We start from the raw sequence: 23,337 nt of genomic DNA on the forward strand, positions 1-23,337 counted from the left end.
ATGAAAAAAATATTAATCCCAATAGGCACCATTTTTTTATCAGGATGGTCCCAGGCACAGCTTAGCAGTACAGAAAATTATATCCAGAGCCGGACTTATTTAGAGCCTGTTACGGCTTCAAGCTCAACAGCGCGGCAGGTAGAAACGGTCCAGTACTTTGATGGATTGGGCCGGCCCAAGCAGATGGTGAATGTCAAGGCATCCCCAAGCGGAAAAGATGTGGTGACCCATATCGAATACGATGGCTTTGGCAGACAGGCCAAAGACTTCTTGCCCGTCCCCCAACAGGGGACGCAGAACGGGGCTATTTATACTTCTCCCTTAAGCAACGCCACGCAGCCTGCATTGTATGGCTCCGAAAAGATTTATGCTGAAAAGGTATTGGAAAGCTCACCTTTGGACCGTATCCTTCAGCAGAAGCAGGTAGGAACTGCGTGGAGTGACAAGCCTGTGCAGTTTGGCTATGACGCCAATATGACCGGTGATGCCGTTAAGAAATACACTACGGTTACCACCTGGGTTGATGGGGCTACCAGCTCTATTATGAGCCAGTCAGCTAATTACGGGAATGCGCAGCTGTATAAAAATACAGTCACGGATGAAGATAATAATGTAACTGTTGAGTTTAAAAACGGGCAGGGGCAGGTTGTACTGGTCAGAAAAGTTTTAAGTGCCAGTGAAAATGCCGATACGTATTATGTCTATAATGAATACAACCAGCTGGCTTTTGTCATTCCTCCCAAAGCAGCTGTTGCTGCAGACCCCAATACGGTGCTCACTGATCTCTGCTACCAGTACAAATATGACGGCAGGGGCAGATTGGTGGAGAAGAAACTTCCCGGGAAAGGCTGGGAATATATGATCTATGATACAGCGGATAGATTAGTTATGAGCCAGGATGCTAATCTGAGAGCGCAAAATAAATGGTTATTTAGCAAACACGATAAATTCAGCAGAGTATTATATATGGGAATTGTTATTGACGGAGGTGCCAGAAATGCGATACAAGGCTATCTTGAAGCTGTATTCGGAAGCAATACTGAGACAGAAGGGTCATTTCAGCACAGCGGCATCACAATATATCATGGCAAAACGGCTGCGCCAACTGTTTTTGACAAGATCCTTACTGTAAACTATTATGATAAGTATCCTCCATATGACTTCAGTCCCACTTTCCCGGCGGATATTATCGGTCAGCCGACCTTAACGGACAATCCGGCAGCAGACGGGAGAAGCACCAAAGGCCTTCCGGTGATGAGTCTGGTAAAAAATATCGAAGATGACAACTGGACGAAGAACTATACGTATTACGATAAAAAAGGACGTTCTATAGGATCTTATTCCATTAACCATTTAGGCGGCCGCACTAAGATTGATTCTAAGCTGGATTTTGCAGGCGTGGTCCAGCAGAGCATTACCCGTCACAAGAGGCTGGATACGGATACCAACAGGGTAATTACGGAAAACTTTACGTATGACCATCAGAACAGGCTGCTTACCCATACACATCAGGTAGACAGCAACCCGATGGAATATTTAGCCCAGAATAGCTATAATGAACTGTCCCAGCTACAGAGCAAGAAAGTAGGAGGCATATCGCCTTCTGTTCCGCTTCAGAGTATAGATTATGCCTACAACATCCGGGGCTGGATGACCAAAATCAACGATCCGGCAAATCTTAACGGGAAACTTTTTGGATATGAGATCAGGTATAATAACCCGGTATCCTCAAATATTGCACCGAGCAGATTCAACGGTAATATTGCAGAAGTAGACTGGAACAACGGTTCAGAAAACCTGATGAAAAGGTATAATTATGAATATGATAAACTGAGCAGGCTGATAAATGCTTTTTACAGTGAGCCGAGCACGGGAGTAAGCGGAAGTTTCAATGAATATCTTACCTATGACCTGAACGGGAACATCAATACCTTAAAACGGTCCGCTCCGCAGGTATTTTCTCCTACGGAAACTTTGGTTGATGACCTGGAATATCAGTATGCAGGAAACCGCCTTACAAAAGTGATTGAGAATATCCCCAACAGTACCGGCTATGAAGGAGGGAACAATGTAATTGATTATGATTTGAACGGGAGCATGACCAATATGAAGGATAAAGGCATCGATGGGATAGGATACAACCATCTGAATTTACCTGATGCTTTTGGGATTACTCAGGAGAATCCTTTCGGCGGCACCTTTACAAGCTTTAGTTTAAATTATTTATATCGTGCGGATGGCACTAAGGTCCGCAAAACCTATTATAGTGGCGGTGGCAGGGGAAATCCTACGATCACCACTAATGTTACGGATTACCTGGATGGTTTCCAATACAGGTATTCTGAGATTACCCAATGCCTGTGGTGCAGGACTAGTGTTGCCTATGAGCAGGAAGCTTTTAAAGATCCTGTTGTTCTTGATCCAACCAACCCCGGCACATTAACCCCAACCTGGATCCTTGATTTTGTTCCAACTGCGGAAGGGTTTTACAGTTTCACAAAAAACCATTATATTTACCAGTACAGGGACCATTTGGGAAATGCGAGGGTGAATTATGAGAAGAATAGTGAAGGAGTCCTGGAAATTACGGATACCAATAACTATTATGCATTCGGAATGAACCATATCGGAGGGATGAAAAGTATGCTTGGAGGCTATCAGAATTATAAGTATAACGGAAAGGAGATCCAGGAAAGCGGGATGTATGATTACGGAGCCAGGTTTTATATGCCGGATATCGGTAGATGGGGTACTCAGGATGATTTAAGTGAATTACAATTCCATTATAGTCCTTATTCTTATGTATATAATAATCCTATTTTCTTTAATGATCCGACTGGGATGATTGGGGAAGCTTGTGAAGGCTGTCCAGATAAGAGTAAAAATCCAGAAATCAATCCAAATGCAAAAGGAGGAGCGAATAACCCTGCTGATATTCAGGAAGTAATAGTCACAGGTGTTAAAAAATTCACTTCTAAAGCTGCTGATATTATTTCTAGAATTGATATTAAAGAAACATTATCACTCTTAGCACCAATTAGACCCAATACTCCAGAAGAACAAGCATGGCTTGAATCTAAATATGGTTATGGAAAAAGTCCACTAGGAGACATAAAAGGAGTAGGAAAATTTGTTATGGATCTCCCGAATCTTATATCTGAATCTTTTAGTTCTATTGGAGAAAGTGATGATACTGAAGAAATAATCATTGCCACAGCTATATCCTTGATAAATATTAAGAAAGGGAAGTTCGGCAATGTTGCTAGAATGGGAATTGGCAAAAGTACTTCAGGTTGGGTACTAAGTAAGGTTTTTAACTCATTAGATCCTGCAATACAAACAAAAGTTAAAAATGCTATTAGTAAAGGTATAGTTGGTGCTCAAGGACAACAAGGAATAATAAAATTAACCGCAACAGAGGCTGCTCAAACAGGATTCCAATATAAAGTTAAAATTTTAGGTAAGGGTGGAGATATTAGGATTTATGGTAATCCAAATGCAAATGGTCATATTGTTTTTGAAAAAGTAATGGGACATTAATAGTAAGCTTATGAATAATAATATAGATACAGAAAATTTATTCGAAATTTCTTCTGAGTATTTAAATAATATTTTAAAAGATGAAGAATTATTGCATGAGCTAAAAAGCTCTTGCGAGAATGAAAAACCAGAGCTAATAAACAAAAGTGTCTCTTATGTTTTATACGATCAAAATGAACTATTTAAAAATAGCTATAGGGTTAAAATAAACATACAATGTAGGAGCAAAAATATTGCTTATTATGTTTTATATTTAGATAAAGATAAAAACTTTATTGATGAATTTTTTGTCATAAATTAAATAAAACTCCCCTCGCTACCGCAACATTTTATCGTGTGGCAGATAAATAAAGAAACCCATCGCAATTGCGATGGGTTTTTGTGTTATAATGTAATAGTAATTTTCTACGAGTACGCTTTTCTAGCTTTATAACCTGAACGGGAACATCAATACCTTAAAACGGTCCGCTCCGCAGGTATTTTCTCCTACGGAAACTTTGGTTGATGACCTGGAGTATCAGTATGCAGGCAACCGCCTTACAAAAGTGATTGAGAATATCCCCAACAGTACCGGCTATGAAGGGGGGAATAATATAATTGATTATGACCTGAACGGGAGCATGATTAATATGAAGGATAAAGGCATACAGGGTATTGCTTACAATCATTTAAACCTACCGGATAATTTTTCAATTACCCAGGTTGATCCGCTGAGCGGAAACTCTACCAGCTTCGGTTTAGGCTATTTATACAGGGCAGACGGTGTGAAGGTGCGTAAGACCTATAGTACCGGAGGAGGAAGAATGCCGTCAACTTATAAATATACGGATTACTTAGATGGTTTCCAGTACATTTTTTCAGAGACAGTGCAGCCTTGTCCATGGTGCCGGACCAGTGTAGCCTATGAGCAGGAAGCCTTTAGGGATCCTGTTCTTATTGATCCGACCCCTGTTGCTTTGGGCTGGCAGCTGGATTTCGTTCCCACTGCAGAAGGATTTTACAGTTTCACGGAAAACCGCTATATTTACCAGTACAGGGACTATCTGGGAAATGCAAGGGTAAATTATGCAAAGGACAGCCAGGGTAACCTTCAGATCAAGGATACGAATAACTATTATGCCTTTGGGATGAACCATATCGGAGGGATGAAAAGTATGCTGGGAGGCTACAAAAGCTATAAGTATAATGGAAAGGAGATTCAGGAGTCTGGGATGTATGATTACGGAGCCAGGTTCTATATGCCCGATATTGGGAGATGGGGCGTGGTTGATCCTTTGGCGGAATTGCAATTTAAGTATAGTCCTTATTCTTATGTTTATAATAATCCTATAAGATATGCAGATCCAACAGGGATGATCGGAGAAGATCCGGATCCCAAGAAAGTATATGGTCCTAAAGGAGGGCAGCCTATAGAAGAGGTTGTAATGACTTATACAAGACCAAGTTCGCTTTCATTTATGGGTATTAATAATTTGGCTGCATATCATGCTTCAGAAGATAGATTAGCAGCAGGAATTAGAGGCAGTAACGCCGCTCTTGCTACTGAAAAGTTTGAAAGAAACCTTGCTTTTGCAATGGGTACTTTTATAATGGGTGGAAGTAATATTGTGGCTTCTGCTGGTTGGGCTACTCTTGACACAATAATTGATTATCAAGATGCCGAAGATCAAGAAGCAATTCAGGCCGTACAATTAGCAGCAATTGCCATTCAAGTGAAGCATGGAAATGTTAAAGGATTGCAAAATTTAGCCAGTGAAGCTGAAGAAATTGCAACTAAATTACCTTCCTTAGACGCCACTGGAAAAGTACATGGAACTTTACCTAAAGTAAAAGATCTTATAAATTATTCGAAAGAAGATTTAAAAATATTACTTAAAGAGCTAAAAAACAGTGTGCAAAAGAGAATTGAGGTAACATCACAACTTGGTAGAGATCGTCCTCATGGCCAAAGACAAGGAGCGGAACAAGATTTAATAAAGTCAATAGAAAAACATTTAGGAAAATAAGAAATGAAATCATTAGCAGAATTACAAAATTTGTTATTATTTGAAATTCAGAATAATTTGAATAATAAAGTGATCTCTGAAAGTCACGATTACTATAACGAGTATACAGGATATATTTCAGTTTTATTGGCTTCCATTCTTGAAAAAGTATTATTAAAAAATACTGATTGGAATTCTAATAGATGGATAGATGATTCTTTATTAACGAAACTACAATTATCTGATGAAAAATTATCTGTTTGGGGAATAATGATTTGGGGCGTTCAAAATTCAAATGAACAATGGACAGATCCATTTTATTTTGAAATTAAATTCAGAAAAGAAAGTGGAAAATTTAATAATTATACTTTTCTTTTTGGTGATTTAGATAATCCTAAAATTTCTTATGAAGATTTTGCTAATAACCGTAATTATTGGGATATAGATTATTATAATACAAAAGATTGGAATCCTTCTGATAGGAATTGGAATTATATAATTGTAAAATAATGAAATAACATTCTTCCATTAGTGTAAGCGTATAGCTTAAGTATTTAAGACGGTGGCAATTCCAGCATGAAATATTACAAAGAAAAGATAAGAACAAAATAGGGGATCAGAGTATAAGTTCTTCGGGAAATAAGCTATGACAGGAATATTATCTTATAAGAATAAGATGGGACAGTTATGTAGAACAATCGCAGGTTATAATAGAACGGTAAAATTAGAAACTTAAAGACAGTAAATCATTAGAAGTCTATTACAAAAGCTATCAGAATTTCAAAAATAAACCCCCAAAAGAAACTTCTTTTGGGGGTTAAAATAATAGTAGGCTAACGTTAAAAAGTATTAGATATTGATTTTAATTCTAATTCATTGAATTTACCAGTAAAAACTACTTCTTTGATAGGGCCGTCCAATTCTTCATATACAGAAGTATCATAAGATTTACTCGAAGAGACATAGATGTGATCAAAATCTATATGTCCACTCGTATTGTTGGAAAGTGATTTTGCAGCGCTTCCTCCGCCGCCAAATGATTTTCTTGTTCTTACCGTTGTCGTTTTACTTCCATTTGGATGTGTTACTACGGTTGTCTCTTTTTCATAATCGATCGCACTTACGATTGCAGTCCCAATCGTTACAACTACTCCCTGCTGGTGCGAGCGTCACGCTCGTATCTGTAATAACAAAGAACCGGAATAGGATATAATTATTTGAAACTGCCTGATGCTTTTGGAATTACACAGAATGACCCATGGGGAGGCGTTGCGATAAATTTGGTTTAAGCTATTTATACCGCGCAGACGGTGTGAAGGTGCGTAATATCTACAGCGGCGGCGGAAGAGGTCAGTCTACTTAATATAAACACACGGATTATCTGGATGGCTTCCAGTACAGCTTTTCAGAAACAGTACAGCCCATGCCTGTAGTGCAGGACCAGCGTAGCCTACTAACAGGAGGCCTTTAAAGATCCGGTTCTTATTGACCCTACTCCTGTTTCTATGGAATCATGGCTGCCAATTACACATCCAGTGATTAAGAGAAGTGCTGAATGTTTGGAAAATTATGCAGTAGAGTTAATTTGCAGAAAGAAAATAATATTTAATAAATATTAAATATTTCATATTCTAATCCTACCAGCCTCCGGACGCACCGCCTCCGCCGAAGCTTCCGCCTCCGCCAAAACCGCCGAATCCACCACCGCCGCCTCCTGAACTTCCGCCGCCAAATCCGCCGCCTCCGAAACTGCCGGGGAAAGGGAAAAATCCGCCAGGATAATTTCTGCGCCCTCTTCTTGAAATGATGACATCGTCATCATCATCGTCACCACCTCTGCCGCCGCCTCTGTTTCTGAAAACAATGACAATGATGATAAAAATAACAATGGCAATAAACACAAAATTGCCGGCTCCTTTTTTACTTCCGGTTTTTGGATTGTTCAATGGTTTGAATTTCCCCTGAACGGCTTCCATAATGGCAGAGGTGCCCCGGTTGATCCCTTCATACCACTGGCCTTTTTTGAAATGAGGCGTAACGATATAGTCTAGGATCTGCCCGGCTACGGATGCCGTAAGGTATTGTTCAACCGCTCTTCCCTGCTGGATGGACATCGTATGGTCTTCAGTGGCAATTAAAAAAACAACGCCGTTATCCACATCTTTTTTACCGATCCCCCATTTTTCCCCGAACATGGTTGCAAGGAAATTTATATCTTCCCCTTTGGTGGAAGGGATGATAACCACTTCAATTTCGGTAGAGGTAGAATCTGCAAAAGCAATCAGTTTTTTATTAAGTCCGTCTTTTTCCTGCGGGCTCAGTAAATTGGCTTCATCATATACCGGATAAAGCACGCCGGGTTTTGCAGGAACCGTATATTGTGCCGATACCAAAGTGTAGAGGCAGAACAGTACGAATGAAAAAACAATTTTAAGAGAAGGTAATTTCATTAGAAAGCTCGTTGTGGTTTTCCCCTTTTACAGGAAAATATTTTTTTAGTTCAAGGCCTGTTTCCAGGATTCCGCTTTTTAAAGCCTTGTAATAATTCCCTTTGGCAAACTCAGCCGTGATATAGTCATGCAGATGATCCCAATAAGCTTGGTGTACTTTTTCATGAATAGCGGTATCTCCGATAATCGTAAGATACCGCTGTTCAAAATTCACATGGAACAATACGGCATTTCTTTCAGCTGTTTTATCCATACACAGTTCCCTGAAAACTTCAAATGCGGTTTTGGCACTGTCCTGATCCGTTGAAGAATCAATATGCACCCTGATCTCGCCAGTAGAATGCTCCTCTGCTGATTGAATCGCTTCCACAAGGGAAGCGATCTGCTGACTGGTTAAGAAATTACTGCTCATTTATATTATTCTGAGAATACATCAGGGGCTTTCTGTGCTCCTGCCTCCGCTTTGAAATAAGGTTTTTCCTTAAAATTGGTAAAGTTGGCCAGAATATTATTCGGGAAGGTTTTAATTGAGGTATTGTAATCCTGGGCAGCTGCATTATAGTAAACGGTTTCCGTTCTTACGCTGTTCTCAATAGCCGTGTATTCTCTCTGGAAATTGATATACTGCTGGTCTGCCTTTAAGTTCGGGTAAGATTCCACCACGGCCATCAACCTGCTTAAAGCTCCTGAAAGTTCACCCTGTGCAGCCTGGAACTTGGCAAGATCCTGCTCGGTCATATTGGTAGGGTCGATATTGATAGATGTTGCTTTTGAACGTGCCTCCACGACTTTGGTTAACGTTTCCTGCTCAAATTTCGAATAGGATTTTACGGTTCTCTCCAGGTTCGGGATCAGGTTGGCTCTTTTTTGGTAAACGGTTTCTACGTTAGACCATTTGGTATTGACGTTCTGTTCTTTTGTAACGAAATTATTATACCCGCTTTTACCCCAGAAGAATAATACGGCAACAATAATCAGCAGAGCAATACCGATGGTTCCGGCGCTCAGACAGCCTCTGTTTTTCATAGTTTATTTATTTTAACTTTCTTGTGCTGACCAAATATACAAATTATGTGCTAATTTTGTAAAAAATTATTTAATGGTTACAATCGTTGTTGCGATGGGGGAAAACAGAGGAATCGGTTCCAATAATCAGATGCTCTGGCACCTCCCGAAAGATTTAAAACATTTTAAAGATATCACATCGGGCCATCCTGTGGTTATGGGAAGAAAAACCTTTGAAAGTATCGGGAAACCGCTGCCTAACCGTACGAATATTGTAATTTCGAGAAAAAACGACTGGTTTGAAGAAGGGGTTTTGATCGTGGGAAGCATAAAAGAAGCGATAAAGTTTGCCAAGAAGATTGATGAGGATATTTTCATTATCGGAGGAGGAAATATCTATACACAGACCATGGATATTGCTGATAGGATAGAGCTTACCACGGTAAAGGCCGATATTGAAGCGGATACTTTTTTCCCGGAGATTGATAAAAAAGCATGGACGAAAGTACAGGAAACCTGCCATGAAAAAGATGAGAAAAATCCTTATGATTTCTGTTTTGAAGCCTATGAAAGGATTAACATTCCAGCTGTTGGGGCTCAGGGTAACAATAACGTTAAACTTTAGGCCCCGGACCGCAAAGTCTGAACCTTAAATTTATTATCTTTGCAATTCTAAAATTTAATAATGAATAAATACATAAAAATTGCTGCTGCAGCCGTTCTTATACTTTTAGGGCTTTACATGATGTTCTTCACCAGGAATCTGGGCTGGGGGATTGTAATTTTCCTTTTGGCAGCAGCTCCGATCCTCCTTTTCTTTAAAAATGAGTATATCCTGCTCGCATTCTGGCAGTTAAGAAAACAGAATATGGAGAAGGCAGCGGTTTGGTTACAGAATATCACCAATTACCAGGCGCAGCTTCATAAATCACAGTATGGGTATTTCCATTACCTTACAGGATTAACACAGGCGCAGGCCCAGCCGGCAAAAGTAGAACCTTTTATGAAAAAAGCCCTGGAATACGGACTGAACATGAAACATGACAGAGCCATGGCCACATTGAACCTGGCAGCAGCCGCTATTTCCAAAGGAAGAAGGCAGGAAGGGCAGAAGCTGTTGGAAGAAGCGAAGAGGCTTGACAGTGCGGGAATGATGACGGATCAGATCAAAATGATGAAGGACCAGCTGAAAATGCCGACCATGCAAAAGCATATGCACAATCCCAATATGAGAAACAGAGGGAAGTTCAGTTAATCAAAACACGGATTCTAAAAATAAACAGGCATCTGGATTTTATTTCAGGTGTTTTTTTATGCAGAATACTGGAATAATACTGATCTTTTAAAGTATTTAGATGATGCCCTGCCTTGTTTTAAAGGCATTGTGTAAAGCTGATTTATTCAATGCAAAGGTAAACAGCGAAGATTTTTTCTCTTACATTTCAGAATTATTCTCATACCCGTAGAATTTCGGGATCTGCCACTGGTATTTTACGGCTAATGTTCTTATGGCAACAATGAGGATAATAGTAAAAACCTGGACCACCGTATAGGTCAGGGTGGTAAATTTTGTCAGCACTAAAAATGCGGAGCCTCCCACAATACAGGCGGTAGCATAAATTTCCTTCCTGAAAATCAGCGGGATGCGGTTGAGCAGGATGTCCCGGATAATCCCGCCGAAGCAGCCGGTAATGGTTCCCAACCCGATACAGATCAGAGGATGGATGTCGGCATGCAGTCCTTTCTGCACCCCGATAATCGTAAACAGCCCCAATCCGAAACTGTCGAAAATAAATAAAGTGACCCGGAAGTTCTTTTCAAAAGACTTAAAAATCATGGTGAAAATACTGGTCATGATAATCAGTGCACAGGTGAGCAGGTCATGCATCCAGAACACCGGGATATCCAGGAGCAGGTCTCTCACCGTTCCGCCGCCTACTGAAGTTACGAATGCTATGATCAATACGCCGAACGGATCAAGCCGCCTCTGCATTGCAGCAAAGCTCCCGGACATCGAAAAAGAAATCGTCCCGAGAACCTCTATGGCAAAATTGAACTGTTCATGCATATTTTATAATGATAAAAGATTTTATAGACTGCGGTCTTGACCATTTATCATGTATGGTTCATCAATTATTATTTTTTCTCAACCCGTACGGAATCAGGAACCAAAAGTCCGTATTCCCCGTTATGGTTAATGATTTCCCGTACGATGCTGCTGCTGATAAACGATTTTCCGGATGAAGTCAATAAAAATACGGTTTCAAGCTTTTTGTGGGCCAGCGTCCTGTTGGTATGCGCAATAGCTTTTTCAAATTCAAAGTCGGCAGGGTTTCTCAGCCCTCTTATAATGTACTGGGCATCTTTTTCAAAGCAGTAATCCACCGTCAGGCCTTCAAAATAATCCACTTCCACATTAGGGAACTCGGCAACGGAATTCTGGATGAATTCCATCCTCTTTTCCAGCGGGAACATGTATTTTTTCTGGGAATTCTGCCCGATCGCAATGATTAACTTATCAAAAAGCGGAGCGGCACGTTCTATAATATCATAGTGCCCCAAAGTAATAGGATCAAACGATCCCGGAAAAACAGCAATTTTCATGCGTATAAAGTTATGAGTTATGAGTTGTAAATTATAAGCCGTAAATGTAAATGGTGAATCTTCAGCCGTACATTTCAGATCCTGCCATTATCAGTTATACTAACCTAATTTTTAACTTCCAATTACTAATTTCTAAATTTATTCAAAGCTTTTTCAACTTCGTTTCCACAAAGGTCTGCAATGGAAATCCCGTAAATTTTTGCCTGTTGCGGAAGGATGCTTGCCGGGGAGAATCCCGGGTTGGTATTCATTTCCAGCATATAGGGAATGCCGTCCATCAAAATGAATTCACTTCTTGAAAAACCGCTCATTCCTAAGGAATTATAGGCGCGCTTGGCGATTTCCTCTACCTTGATTCTGGTTTCGTCATCAATTCTTGCCGGGGTAATTTCTTCCGAAGCCCCTTCATATTTGGCCTCATAATCGAAAAATTCGTTGGTAGGGACAATTTCCGTAATACCCAGAACAATGGTTTCCCCTTTATAATCAATCACGCCTACGGAAACTTCCATTCCGTCCAGGAAGCTTTCTATTAAAATTTCATCATCTTCCTTAAAGGCTACTTCTGCAGCTGCCAGTAATGCTGATTTTTCTTTTACTTTAGAAATCCCCAGTGACGAACCGGACTGGTTAGGCTTTACGAAAACAGGAAGGCCCAGCTGATCTGTGATGTTGTCAGCATCAATGGCTTCCCCTTTTCTTAAATAAACGCTTTTTGCAGAAGGTATTCCGTATTTTGAGAGTACGGCTAAAGTATCTTTTTTATTGAAAGTTAAAGCACTCTGGTAAAAATCACAGCCGGTATATTTTTGCCCGATTGCATCCCAGTAAGCCTGGAGGATTCCGTTTTCACCCGGTGTACCGTGGATGATGTTGAAGCATACATCAAATGTAAGGATGTCATTATTTTCTAATGGTACAGAAAAGTCACCTTTGCGGATCTCGTGTTTCTGGCCTTCTTCATCTAAAAGATACCACTCGTCTTTAAGGATCACTACTTTATACACATCATAAAGATCCCTGTCCAAAGAATCATAAATTAACTGCCCGCTTTTTAATGATACAACGTATTCATCAGAATAGCCTCCCATTACTACGGCAACACTTTTTTTGCTCATAACCATATAGTATCAAGTAAGGCAAATGTAATGATTTTATATCATGGATAAAGCATGCACGGAAATTTTCAGTACGAAAATGAAATGTGTTAAATAAAAAGCACATTCTAAAATTATTAATTATATTTGCTGTCTAATTATAGTATTTTAAGTATGCTTAAATCACTTTTCAATTGGAAAGTTTTACTGAACTTAGTCATAGCCGTCGGTGTTTTTGTGGGGTTGGTTTGGCTTACGTTCCGTTGGTTGGAGTACCATACCAACCACGGGCAGGAAATTCCTGTTCCTAATATCGTGAATAAATCCGTATATGAGGCCATTAAGATCCTGGATGATTCCGGATTGGAATATGAAGTGGACAGTCCTCAGTACAATCCTAAATACAGGCCGTTCCAGGTGTTACAGGTATATCCTACGCCGGGTTCCCGCGTAAAAGACGGAAGGGCTATTTTATTAAAAGTAAACCCGAGGACCTGGGCAAAAGTGGAGATTCCGGATGTCATCAATAAATATTCCGGGCTTGCGTTCCAAAGGCTGGAACAGGTAGGACTGAAAGTGGGGGATACTATCTATGAGCCAAGTATCCAGAAAGATGCGGTATTGAGGATTTTATTTAAAGGGAATCCGGTAAATCCCAAAACAAAAGTTCCGAGGTTTTCTGTGGTGGATGTCGTGATAGGCTCAGGGCCTATGCGGAATATTTCCATCCCGAATGTGGTGGGACTGACCGTAAAAGAAGCAAAAGCGATTATTGCAAGGAATATGTTTGAAGTGGGGATCGTAGACCATGAAAACGGAGGCAAGGACGAGTCTGATATCATTTATTACCAGGATCCTGCTGCAGGAGATGTCCGTGATCAGGGGATGCAGATTGACCTCTGGGCCAGTGAAAGGACGCCTGCCGAACTGAGGGATAAAATTGAGCAGCTGAATTCTGTATACCGGATGAAAGTAGATACCGGCCTGCCGCCCGTGCAGTACCAGGAAGTGCCCGCCCGTCAGGAAGAACCTGTTTACCAGACGCCGCCGCCGGCAGTGCCTGAAACAAGAAGGGAAAATACGAAATCAACAACAGACGGTGTAAAAAGAGATGCCGTTAAAACAACAACGGTTCAGCCAACGGCTTCGGGAAACCAGTCCGGTAACAGGCCTAAACCAGTTGCTTCAGGTTCAGGAAGCGGTTCCAATACGGCTGCCGGTTCCAATTCAGCCAGGCCCGCGGCTTCAGCACAGCAGAAACCGGCAGAAAAGCCCAAAGCTAAAAAAGTAGTTGTAGAATAACAATCAATTATGATAAAAGATACAGGCTTCAACTTCTTATGTTGAAGCTTTTTGTATAAAATAAAGTGAATAATGACAGAAGATAACGAAGATTTTTTAGAAGAAGGGATGCCGGAGCAGGACAGCATCGATGCGATTGATATTGATGAGGAAAACAAAGGCCTGTATGAGCATCTCAATATGGTTGTTGATAAAAATCAGGAACCTCTGAGGATCGATAAGTTTTTAATGATTTACCGTCAGAATTCTTCCAGAAATAAAATTTCACAAACCTGCAGGGCCGGAAATGTTATTGTAAACGGCGCTGTAGTAAAACAGAACTACCGGGTAAAACCGGGAGACCATGTTTCCGTGCTGCTGGCACACCCGCCGAGGGAAAATGTCATTGTTCCGCAGGATATTCCCATTACCATTGTTTATGAAGATGATGACCTGATTGTTGTGGACAAGGATCCGGGGATGGTGGTGCATCCTGGATTCGGGAACTGGGACGGTACCCTGGTGAACGCCCTCGCTTATCATTTTGAGAAGAACGGAGCGAAATCCGATCTCGACAGGGTAGGGCTGGTTCACAGGATTGATAAAGACACGTCCGGACTCTTGGTCATTGCCAAAAACGAATATGCAATGAGCTTTCTGGCCAAGCAGTTCTTTGAACGGAAAACCAAAAGGCTGTACTGGGCTTTTGTCTGGGGCAATGTACAGGAGGATGAAGGCACCATACAGGGGCATATAGGCCGTCACCCTAAGAACAGGATGCAGATGTATACCTATGCAGACGGAAGCCAGGGAAAGCATGCGGTAACCCATTATAAAGTCCTGGAAAGATTCAGGTACATGACCTGGGTGGAATGTAAACTGGAAACCGGCAGGACGCATCAGATCAGAGCGCATTTCAAACACATCGGGCATACTTTGTTTAATGATGAAAGATACGAAGGCCATACACCTCTGCGTGGCGTGAATCTTCCTAAGTACAAGCAGTTTATAAAAAACGTTTTCGAAATCCTCCCGAGGCATGCGCTTCATGCCCATACTTTGGGATTCATACATCCGGCCACAAAGAAGGAATTATATTTTGAGAGCCCAATGCCGAAAGATATGGCGGATGCTGTAAAAAAATGGAGAAATTATTTAGAAAACTAAAAATATATTGAGAATTTTTTTATATTTGTTGAATTGAAATCAAGATTTGTTATGAGAAAACTATATGCTATCGTATGTTTAGCTCTTTTGTCAAATGCATACAAAGCACAGGAAACATTACCCTACTATCAGCAATATCTTTTAGATGGTGAGTTTCTGTTCAACCCAGCACAGTACGGAAAGACAGACTATGTGCAACTCAATCTTAACTATCAGCAGCAATTTTCGAAGTTCAGTGAATCTCCCAATGTACAATCGGTTGGGTTTAACGCGAACGTCTTTGATAGAGTAGGAGCAGGTATCTCTGTGTTCAGGGACAGCAACGGTCCCATTTCCGCAGGCGGAATTACAGCTGGGGCATCATATTTTATTCCTCTTAGCAGCGAAGGAGACAGAAAAGACCAGTTCTCTTTCGGTACCAGTGTGAATTTCTATAACATGAATTTTGATTATTCACAAATTAATACGCAGGATGCTTCAGACCCTTTATTGCAGGGAAGTGAAAGCAACATCTTCATGGCATATGCCAACTTCGGGGTAGCGGCTACCTATAAAGATATTTTTGCCGGGGTTTCCGTTAACGATATTGCCCTTACCAATGATGAAGCGATTGTGAACGGACGCGAGCCTTCTCCGATTAAATTCTTCTTGAACCTTGGATACGACTGGCATGTAGGTGATAACATCTATTTCACGCCTTCCGCTTTAATCAACCTTAATACCAACTCTACAAGAACCATCGATTACAACTTAATGGGTACGTTCTTTAATGATATCAATTCATTCTCTTTCGGGGTAAGCTACAGATCTGTTCAGAACAGATTTGACAGCCAGCAGTTGCAGATTGCACCGGTAGTGAAGGTAAGATTCAACAAATTTATGATCGGGGCTACCTATAATCTCGGGTTGTCTGATATCCAGGAATACGGAGGGAACAGCTTCATGATCGGATTGGGATATAACTTTGATAACTTCATTAATCACAGAGGATATAGATATTAATCAATTTAAATTAAATACATTTGAGCTCTGAATTTTCAGGGCTTTTTTTATGATCTATATTCACATCCCGTTCTGTAAGCAAAAGTGCAGCTACTGTAATTTCCATTTTTCAACATCTTTAAATTTTAAGGATGAGATGCTGGCTGCCATGAGAAAGGAAATCTTCCTGCGGAAGGATGAGCTGCAGAACAAAAATTTACAGTCTTTATACTTCGGGGGCGGAACCCCGTCTATCCTTTCAGCAGATGAAATTAAACATCTGATTGATGAGGTGCTGCACCATTTCAGTTTTGATAAAGATATCGAAATTACCTTGGAAGCAAACCCGGATGATCTGGACAGTCACTTTCTGAAAGGGCTGGCAGATTCTCCTGTGAACCGGCTTTCCATCGGTACGCAGAGCTTTTTTGACCGGGACCTGAAATTCATGAACCGTGCCCACAATGCTTCCGAAGCGGAAGGATCTATCAAAAGGGCCCAGGATTTTGGCTTTGAAAATATAAGTATTGACCTGATTTACGGTTCCCCGACTTCCAATATGGAAATGTGGAAAGAAAACCTGAATACAACCATTGCCCTTGAAGTACCGCACATTTCTTCGTATGCCCTGACGGTGGAGCCCAAAACCGCCCTGGAAAACTGGATCTCAAAAGGAACAGTAATGAGCCCGAAAGAAGAGGAGCAGAATGACGAATTCTATTACCTGTCAGGCTTCCTGAAAGACAACGGGTTTGAGCACTACGAAGTTTCAAATTTTGCGCTCCCCGGTTTCCATTCAAGGCACAATGCTTCTTATTGGAAATACAGGGAATACTTGGGCATCGGCCCGTCTGCACATTCGTATAATGGTTTTGATGTCAGAAGCTGGAATGTGGCACACAACCAGCAGTACATAAAGAAAATAAGTTCCGGTGTTCTAGCCAAAGAAGAGGAAATTCTTTCCGCGGAAGACCAGTTCAATGAAATGATGATGATCGGACTGAGGACAACCTGGGGCATGGATCTGGACAATCTGAAAAATAAGTTCGATGAGCGGATTACTGAGCATTTCCAAAATGAAATAAAACACAAGCTGGAAGAAGGGATCCTGATCACGGAAAACAACCATCTTAAAATTCCTGAAAAGCACTGGTTTATGGCAGACGGCATTGCTTCGGACCTTTTTATTGTCTGACCGATCCTTGCAGATATGCAGCATTGTATCATAAATTCCTTATTTTTGCATAAAATTTCAGCTTCATTTTGAAAACTAAAAAACAGAATTATTCGCATCTTTCTCCCAAACAGCCGATTGGGATTTTTGACAGCGGGGTGGGAGGCTTAACGGTAGCCAAAGAAATCAAAAGGCTGCTTCCGAACGAAGACCTTATTTATTTCGGGGATACCAAACACCTGCCTTACGGGGAAAAATCCAAAGAAGCCATCATAGAATATTCTACAAAAATCACCAATTTTCTGCTGAACCAGAACTGTAAAGCCATTGTCATTGCCTGCAACACGGCCACGGCCAACGCCCTGAATGAAGTCATGGAATCCGTAGCAGGGAAAGTCCCGGTGATTGATGTCATCAATCCTGTTGCAGAAAAGGTATCTTATGAAATCCACAACAACGTGGGCGTAATCGCCACCAAAGCAACGGTAAATTCCGGGCTGTATAAAAAAAGCATCAAAAAGCATAATAAATGGATCAGGGTAGATGAACTGGCAACACCGCTGTTGGTTCCTGCCATTGAAGAAGGTTTTAAAAACCATCCGATTACCCATGCAATTATTTACAATTACCTCAGCAACAGCAAACTGAAAAATATTGAAACGCTGATCCTGGGATGCACCCACTATCCGCTGTTAATCGAAGAAATAAAACAGTATTACGGAAACCGGGTCAGGGTCATTGATTCCCCGAATATTGTGGCCAACCACCTGCAGATCATCCTGGATAAATACCATCTGCTGCAAACGGCTAACCCAAAGCCGAATTATCATTTCTACCTTTCCGATATCACAAAGAATTTTGAAAAAATATCAAAGAAATTCTTCGGGAAAACCATTGACCTGGAACTGAAGGTTTTATAAGTAAACATTCAGAGTAATCCAGAGTATCTTTTGTTTTTCCTAAAATACAGAGAAATTTAAAATAAAGAACCAAAAAAATAATCAGGAAATTCCTGATTATTCTTCTGTTGTTTCTATGCTGCCCTCTTCTTCATAGGGCCTGTAAAAGCTGAAGCTTACATTGCCGTATTTCCGGGTATCCGTTAAGTTAGGATGGTCAAGCTTCATACGGCTCTGATGTTCTATAATCAGGACTCCGTTTTCCTTCAGGTATTTATTTTTCAGAACCAGAGAAATCAGTTCCTGGTACTTTTTCTCTTCCGTTTCAAAAGGCGCGTCTGAAAATACAATTTCAAAGGATTTCTTATTCCTGAATTTTTTAAGCCAGTCGAATACGTCACCCCGCTGTACACTCACCTGTAAACTGAACCCGAGCTCAGCAGCGGTAGAATTCAGGAATGAGGTATGTTTCGGGTTCATTTCAACGGAAGTAATGTCCTGGGTGCCCCGGGAAGCAAATTCAAAGCTGATCGAACCGATACCTGCAAACAGATCCAGCACGGCAACCGACTGCATGTCATACGTATTCTCAAGAATACTGAATAGGGCTTCTTTGGCAAAATCCGTGGTAGGCCTTACATCAAAATGTCTCGGGGCGGCTATTTTTTTGGCTTTCCATTTGCCTGATATAATTCTGTACATATTGGTTAAATTTTAAGTATAGGTAACGCTGGGCAGCCGGAAAGGAGAAATAAACCCTGTCTGCACCTGTAACCTAATTAAGGATAAAGTTTTTGGTGGGAATATTATCCGATACAATTTTCAGGGTCTTCACAAATTTCTGAAGCTCTGAAATAAAAGTTTCGTTCTCCGTGGTTTCCCCGTATACAAAGAAATGGGTTTCATTAATCCCGAAACCGATCTTGCTTAAGGTGAACATCACGAAATACAGAAAATCTACCTCCGAACTCACATCCAGGTTATTGTAGAGAATGATCTTTTTATGGTCTATCGCAAAAAACTCGCATTGGTTATGGTAAAGATTGATGTGGATTTCCTTATTGTTTTTATAGCTGATCGAATTCAAAAACTTCTCACCCGAAAAATTAAAATTCACAGGCAGGGCCAGGTCCTTGATTTTCTTATACAGGCTTTTCGGGAAAGTATAATAAAACTGGACTTTAAATTTTTCATTGATCGAAAGCATCAGTTCCTCTTTTTCCCTGTTCACGGGCGCATTGTAGGCAATAAGCTCAAAACCCGTTTCATGCTGCGGGAATCCTTCAGGCATCAGGGTAAAATGGTTCAGTGCGGAAACCACATAAATTTCATCGAATCTCTGTCTGATCAGCATTTCGTCAAGCCGGTCTGCAATAAAGTTCTCCGGAGAATCTTCATCTACGAAATAGGATTTCTCTTCCACAATGCTTTTGTTTTTCGCAATCTGGCAGATCAATCCGTCTTTGATAAAAAGTAAATTAAGTACGTTCATATTCCAATTCATGCAAATTTAGTGAAATTCTACCATTACTGCACCGGATTGGTGGTGAAGTATTTCCTTATTGTAAAAATCCAGATTCGACTGGCTTTCCAGGACGTCCCAAACCATCCGCTGTAAAACGCCGTCTCCGATTCCGTGGACAATTTCCAGTCTTTTCAGATGGTTTTTCCGGCAGAACGAAATGACTTCCAGCAGCTTTTCTTTCTGAATAAAAAGCCTTTCAAAACCATCATAATCGTGTGGATTTTTAACCAGGTGATTGAAATGGAGGTCCAGCACCATAGGGTTTTTATGATGTTTTTTAGAAACGGCTTTTTTCGGTTCTGCTTTTTTTATGACTTGAATATTTTCATATAAATCAGCATTTTTAGGAACCAGTTTCTCTTTTGGATATGGATAGGTAAATCCATATTCATCTTTAAAAACTATAATATTTCCGTTCACAGAAGTAACCACTCCGCTCAAATCCTCATCTATTACAGAAACGGTGTCCCCGATTTTCATCATTTTATCAATTCTTTTTTTAGAAGCTGTTTCCCGCTATCCACTTTTACTCCTCGCTCCCGGGCAATTCCTGCTGCCTGCTGCGGGGTAGCCGTTTCTATCGGGGCTAGGGTTTCAGGTATAAATCCAAACCTTGGCAAAACTCAACGCTGCATCAGTAGCTGTCCTGGTCATCCTTAAAAAGGCAGACATATCAGACTGCCAAAAGGTGGGCTTTTTGATCTGTTATTTTGGGCCCAGTTCAATGACTTCAAGATCTCTAATCTCCGTATCGTCAATTACAAACCGCATCATCGTCCTCATTTTGTGCCATCCCTGTTTCCCGCAGGCTCCCGGGTTCAGGTGAAGCAGGTTGTTTTTTTGGTCAAACATCACTTTCAGGATATGCGAATGCCCGGAAATAAACAGTTTCGGAGCTTTTCCCGCAATCTCTTCTTTGGCCAGCGGAGTGTATTTCCCCGGATAACCTCCGATATGGATCATCAATACTTCTACATTTTCGCAGGAAAAACGGTTTACTTCAGGAAACTCAGACCGGATTTTTGCATTGTCAATATTGCCGTAAACCCCTTTCAGGGGCTTTATCTTTTCAAGCTGCTCAATCACTTCCATGCTTCCGAAATCCCCGCCGTGCCAGATCTCGTCTGCCTGACGTGCATAGTCAGTAATGCGGTCATCCATATAAGAATGCGTATCGGAAAGAAGCAGGATTTTGGTCATGGTAACTTTTTTTGGCTTTGCAAATATAAACAAGCTTTATTAAATAGGTTATTTATTACATTTGAAGAAAATTAAAAAAATGAGGCAGAAATTTTCTTTTTTCCTTTTACTTCTGGCGGCAGGGATCTTCAATGCGCAGGTAGAGGAAAAAAAGCTCGACGAATTAATCCGGAATACTTTAAAAACTTTTGATGTTCCGGGAATGTCTGTCGGAGTAATCAAAGACGGAAAAGTTATTTATTCAAAAGGTTTCGGGGTACGTTCCCTGACAACCAACCAGCCGATGGATGATCAGACCCTGGTAGGGATCGCCTCCAATTCAAAAGGGTTTACCTGCACCGCACTGGCCATCCTGGCCGATGAAGGGAAAGTGAACTGGGATGACCGGGTTTCAAAATACATCCCGGAATTCCAGATGTACGATCCGTATATTTCCCAGAATGTGACCGTTAAAGATTTGGTGACGCACCGTGCCGGATTGGGATTAGGGCAGGGAGACCTGATGTTCTTTCCCGAAGGCGGCAACTTAACCGTTAATGAAATTGTCCACAATGTCCGGTATCTGAAGCCTGAAAATCCGTTCAGGACAACGCTGGATTACAATAACATCATGTTTATCGTAGCCGGTGAAGTCATCCACCGGGTTTCCGGGTTAAGCTGGGCAGAATTTATCGAGCAGAGAATTATGAAGCCTGTCGGGATGAATTCAAGTTTCGGAAGCTACAGCAGAGCGAAAGCAGCAGCCAATAAAATTGATGCCCACGCGCCGGTAAACGGCAAATCCGTTGCCGTTCCCCACGACTGGAACGAGACGGCCAATGCAGCCGGAGGCATTATGAGCAACATCAGAGACATGACGCGCTGGGCGGAATGTCTGTTAAATAATTTTACCACAAAAGACGGTAAAAAATTAGTTTCAGATAAAAATGTCCAGCAGCTGTGGAGCTTGCAGATCCCAAGCGGGGTAGCGGCAAAGAATCCTTACGACACCAGCTTCTACGGATATGGCATGGGCTGGTTTCTAAGCGATGTGAAAGGGCATAAGCAGGTTCAGCATACCGGAGGTCTGATCGGGACGGTAACCCAGTTCACGCTGATTCCTGACATGAAGCTGGGAATCATAGTTCTGACCAATCAGCAGTCGGGGGCCGCTTTTAATACAGTAACCAATACCGTAAAAGATTCTTATCTGGGCGTGGCAGACAGAAACTGGCTGAAAACCTATGGTGACAGAATGAAAAAAACGGAAGAGGTTTTTGATAAGCAGAAGAAAGAAGCGTTTGCAAAATCTGAGGCATTCAAAAAAGAGAAAAACCTTCAGCCCAAAGCAGAACAGTTCGCAGGAACCTATAACGACAGGTGGTTCGGTGATGTGGAAATTATGCAGCAGGGAAATACATACCGGATTTCATGCAAAAGCTCTCCGAGATTAAAAGGTGAACTGCTGCCGTTTTCCGGCAATTCATTTATTATCAGATGGGACGACAGGAGCTATGATGCCGATGCCTATATCATTTTTGACTATGATGAAACAGGAAAAGCACAGTCGGCCAGGCTAAAGCCTATTTCCGATATCACGGATTTCAGTTTTGATTTTGAGGACCTTGATTTAAGAAGGAAATAATTTCTGAAACTGAAGCGAACAAATAGAATACAGTAAAATCACTGGATTCAGTGATTAATAAAACGGATGGGCGAAAGCCCATCTTTTTGTTTTGTTTTGTTTTGAAACGCTTTAACCTGAATTTACAGCCTGTTGAAAATTAATATTGAAAAGCTCCAGTTTAAGATCCATGTTGATCAACCGTCCCGTTAAAAATCCTTTCGGGTTTCGCCATTCTTACAGAAAAGAGGAATTTTACTGAATTTTCTTAGGCTCATAAAAGAACAGCAGCTTTTTATTGGCTCCGCTAAACTCAGACCAGGAATGGCAGTCGATTTCAAAGCCGGCAACGCCGCAGGTGGGGAAGTGGAAAATATCTTCAGACATGGAATTCGCAAAATTTGAGATCCCGTTATTGTGGGAAAACAAGGCAACAGAATGATGGCTGTCATCAAGATCGTAAATCACAGACTCGAAATTACGCTCTAAAGGATTGTACAGTTTCTCATCCGTTTTCACATTAATCCGGTAAGACTCGTTAAAAATTTTACACGTATTAAGGGCGCGCACGGCAGGGCTTGATACGAAACAGTCAATGGCCACATTATTGTTTTTTATAAATGAAGACATGTATTTTGCTTCTTCTAACCCTTTGTCTGCCAGGGGCCTGTCAAAGTCGTCCGTTTCTTCCGGCCAGTCGCTTTTTGCATGTCTTACGAGGATGAGCTTCTTCATAGAATTGGTTTATTTAATTAAAATTATAAAAAAATAGCGTAATAAAACCATGATTTAGAAAAAAAACTGTGTTTGGAATAAAATCATTAAA

The 23,337-nt window shown here is 41.1% G+C and carries 23 protein-coding genes; 12 read left to right on the top strand and 11 right to left on the bottom strand.

From position 1 onward, the window contains the following. The 4 genes from SD427_RS03135 (at position 1) to SD427_RS03150 (ending at position 6,035) form a co-directional block, all read left to right on the top strand. Positions 1-3,540, top strand: a complete 3,540-nt coding sequence (locus SD427_RS03135; protein WP_320559850.1) for a DUF6443 domain-containing protein — start codon at positions 1-3, stop codon at positions 3,538-3,540. Positions 3,541-3,550: 10 nt separating this feature from the next. Beyond that, positions 3,551-3,841 carry a hypothetical protein gene (locus tag SD427_RS03140; protein ID WP_320559851.1) on the top strand — a complete coding sequence of 97 codons (291 nt, stop codon included), beginning with the start codon at positions 3,551-3,553 and terminating at the stop codon, positions 3,839-3,841. A 196-nt stretch (positions 3,842-4,037) separates the two neighbouring features. Beyond that, positions 4,038-5,546, top strand: a complete 1,509-nt coding sequence (locus tag SD427_RS03145) for an RHS repeat-associated core domain-containing protein (RefSeq protein ID WP_320559852.1) — start codon at positions 4,038-4,040, stop codon at positions 5,544-5,546. 3 nt (positions 5,547-5,549) lie between these two features. Continuing rightward, positions 5,550-6,035: a hypothetical protein gene (locus SD427_RS03150; protein ID WP_320559853.1), complete on the top strand. Its 486-nt coding sequence runs from the start codon at positions 5,550-5,552 to the stop codon at positions 6,033-6,035. Between the two features lie 1,127 nt (positions 6,036-7,162). On the opposite strand, the gene SD427_RS03155 is transcribed toward SD427_RS03150, so the two are convergent. The 3 genes from SD427_RS03155 to SD427_RS03165 are packed head-to-tail and all read right to left on the bottom strand — an operon-like array spanning position 7,163 to position 9,001. After that, positions 7,163-7,975, bottom strand: coding sequence for a TPM domain-containing protein (locus SD427_RS03155; protein ID WP_320559854.1), 813 nt, complete (start codon positions 7,973-7,975; stop codon positions 7,163-7,165). Then, on the bottom strand, positions 7,956-8,387 hold the full coding sequence (locus SD427_RS03160; RefSeq protein WP_320559855.1) for a TPM domain-containing protein: 432 nt from the start codon (positions 8,385-8,387) through the stop codon (positions 7,956-7,958). The genes SD427_RS03155 and SD427_RS03160 overlap by 20 nt, the downstream gene beginning before the upstream one ends. 5 nt (positions 8,388-8,392) lie before the next feature. Further along, the gene (locus tag SD427_RS03165) at positions 8,393-9,001 is read right to left on the bottom strand and encodes a LemA family protein (protein WP_320559856.1); all 609 of its coding nucleotides are present in this window, start codon (positions 8,999-9,001) and stop codon (positions 8,393-8,395) included. Positions 9,002-9,074: 73 nt separating this feature from the next. Between SD427_RS03165 and SD427_RS03170 the strand changes: the two genes are divergently transcribed. Together SD427_RS03170 and SD427_RS03175 are read left to right on the top strand one after the other, a co-directional pair. Then, the gene (locus SD427_RS03170; protein WP_320559857.1) at positions 9,075-9,605 is read left to right on the top strand and encodes a dihydrofolate reductase; all 531 of its coding nucleotides are present in this window, start codon (positions 9,075-9,077) and stop codon (positions 9,603-9,605) included. A 60-nt stretch (positions 9,606-9,665) separates the two neighbouring features. Continuing rightward, positions 9,666-10,235, top strand: coding sequence for a DUF2892 domain-containing protein (locus SD427_RS03175; RefSeq protein ID WP_320559858.1), 570 nt, complete (start codon positions 9,666-9,668; stop codon positions 10,233-10,235). Between the two features lie 180 nt (positions 10,236-10,415). Here SD427_RS03175 and SD427_RS03180 read toward each other — a convergent pair whose 3' ends face one another. The 3 genes from SD427_RS03180 to SD427_RS03190 form a co-directional block, all read right to left on the bottom strand. Further along, on the bottom strand, positions 10,416-11,048 hold the full coding sequence (locus tag SD427_RS03180) for a trimeric intracellular cation channel family protein (RefSeq protein ID WP_320559859.1): 633 nt from the start codon (positions 11,046-11,048) through the stop codon (positions 10,416-10,418). 68 nt (positions 11,049-11,116) lie between these two features. Further along, positions 11,117-11,584: a pantetheine-phosphate adenylyltransferase gene (gene coaD, locus SD427_RS03185; RefSeq protein ID WP_320559860.1), complete on the bottom strand. Its 468-nt coding sequence runs from the start codon at positions 11,582-11,584 to the stop codon at positions 11,117-11,119. Between the two features lie 125 nt (positions 11,585-11,709). Further along, on the bottom strand, positions 11,710-12,702 hold the full coding sequence (locus tag SD427_RS03190) for a D-alanine--D-alanine ligase (RefSeq protein WP_320559861.1): 993 nt from the start codon (positions 12,700-12,702) through the stop codon (positions 11,710-11,712). Between the two features lie 153 nt (positions 12,703-12,855). Here SD427_RS03190 and SD427_RS03195 point away from each other — a divergent pair, with 153 nt between their 5' ends. From SD427_RS03195 to murI, 5 genes are all read left to right on the top strand, one after another. Next, positions 12,856-13,983 carry a PASTA domain-containing protein gene (locus SD427_RS03195; protein WP_320559862.1) on the top strand — a complete coding sequence of 376 codons (1,128 nt, stop codon included), beginning with the start codon at positions 12,856-12,858 and terminating at the stop codon, positions 13,981-13,983. A gap of 72 nt (positions 13,984-14,055) precedes the next feature. Next, the gene (locus tag SD427_RS03200) at positions 14,056-15,129 is read left to right on the top strand and encodes an RluA family pseudouridine synthase (protein ID WP_320559863.1); all 1,074 of its coding nucleotides are present in this window, start codon (positions 14,056-14,058) and stop codon (positions 15,127-15,129) included. Positions 15,130-15,180: 51 nt separating this feature from the next. Next, the gene (locus SD427_RS03205) at positions 15,181-16,131 is read left to right on the top strand and encodes a type IX secretion system membrane protein PorP/SprF (protein ID WP_320559864.1); all 951 of its coding nucleotides are present in this window, start codon (positions 15,181-15,183) and stop codon (positions 16,129-16,131) included. A gap of 49 nt (positions 16,132-16,180) precedes the next feature. Next, positions 16,181-17,305 carry a radical SAM family heme chaperone HemW gene (gene hemW / locus SD427_RS03210; protein WP_320559865.1) on the top strand — a complete coding sequence of 375 codons (1,125 nt, stop codon included), beginning with the start codon at positions 16,181-16,183 and terminating at the stop codon, positions 17,303-17,305. A gap of 68 nt (positions 17,306-17,373) precedes the next feature. Then, entirely contained in the window at positions 17,374-18,204 is an 831-nt protein-coding gene (gene murI / locus SD427_RS03215; protein WP_320559866.1) for a glutamate racemase, read from the top strand. 96 nt (positions 18,205-18,300) lie between these two features. On the opposite strand, the gene SD427_RS03220 is transcribed toward murI, so the two are convergent. From SD427_RS03220 to SD427_RS03235, 4 genes are all read right to left on the bottom strand, one after another. Then, entirely contained in the window at positions 18,301-18,885 is a 585-nt protein-coding gene (locus SD427_RS03220) for an RsmD family RNA methyltransferase (protein ID WP_320559867.1), read from the bottom strand. 73 nt (positions 18,886-18,958) lie between these two features. After that, complete coding sequence (locus SD427_RS03225) at positions 18,959-19,675, bottom strand: DUF3822 family protein (RefSeq protein WP_320561008.1); 717 nt, start codon at positions 19,673-19,675, stop codon at positions 18,959-18,961. Between the two features lie 18 nt (positions 19,676-19,693). Then, a complete protein-coding gene (locus SD427_RS03230) occupies positions 19,694-20,188 on the bottom strand; it encodes a Smr/MutS family protein (protein WP_320561009.1) in 495 nt (164 codons plus the stop codon). 225 nt (positions 20,189-20,413) lie between these two features. Next, positions 20,414-20,908, bottom strand: a complete 495-nt coding sequence (locus SD427_RS03235) for a metallophosphoesterase family protein (RefSeq protein ID WP_320559868.1) — start codon at positions 20,906-20,908, stop codon at positions 20,414-20,416. A gap of 79 nt (positions 20,909-20,987) precedes the next feature. On the opposite strand from SD427_RS03235, the gene SD427_RS03240 reads away from it, so the two are divergent. Continuing rightward, complete coding sequence (locus SD427_RS03240) at positions 20,988-22,532, top strand: serine hydrolase (RefSeq protein WP_320559869.1); 1,545 nt, start codon at positions 20,988-20,990, stop codon at positions 22,530-22,532. 234 nt (positions 22,533-22,766) lie between these two features. Here SD427_RS03240 and SD427_RS03245 read toward each other — a convergent pair whose 3' ends face one another. After that, positions 22,767-23,246, bottom strand: a complete 480-nt coding sequence (locus tag SD427_RS03245) for a phosphoglycerate mutase family protein (protein WP_320559870.1) — start codon at positions 23,244-23,246, stop codon at positions 22,767-22,769. Positions 23,247-23,337 lie beyond the last annotated feature (91 nt).

The organism is Chryseobacterium sp. JJR-5R (assembly GCF_034047335.1).
Taxonomy (GTDB): domain Bacteria; phylum Bacteroidota; class Bacteroidia; order Flavobacteriales; family Weeksellaceae; genus Chryseobacterium.